The organism is Pseudomonas sp. HMSC057H01 (genome assembly GCF_001836405.1).
Lineage (GTDB): Bacteria > Pseudomonadota > Gammaproteobacteria > Pseudomonadales > Pseudomonadaceae > Pseudomonas > Pseudomonas aeruginosa.
Genome location: NZ_KV828504.1, coordinates 1 through 377 on the forward strand (window position 1 = coordinate 1; position 377 = coordinate 377).

Consider the following 377-nt stretch of genomic DNA (forward strand, 5'->3'; position numbering starts at 1 on the left):
GCTGAACCGCCGGGCCAACCGCCTGGCGCATGCCTTGATCGAGCGCGGGATCGGCGCGGACCGCCTGGTGGGCGTGGCCATGGAGCGTTCCATCGAGATGGTCGTGGCCCTGATGGCGATCCTCAAGGCCGGCGGCGCCTACGTGCCGGTGGACCCGGAGTATCCCGAGGAGCGCCAGGCCTACATGCTGGAGGACAGCGGCGTGGAGCTGCTGCTCAGCCAGTCGCACCTGAAGCTGCCGCTGGCGCAAGGTGTGCAACGGATCGACCTGGACCAGGCCGATGCCTGGCTGGAAAACCATGCCGAGAACAATCCGGGGATCGAGCTGAACGGCGAGAATCTTGCCTATGTCATCTACACCTCCGGCTCCACCGGCA

1 protein-coding gene is annotated in these 377 nt (G+C 66.6%); it reads left to right on the forward strand.

Features of this window, described 5'->3' with window-relative positions; genetic code table 11:
* On the forward strand, positions 1-377 hold a 377-nt coding region (locus tag HMPREF2581_RS20950; RefSeq protein WP_139181921.1), incomplete at both ends, for an AMP-binding protein.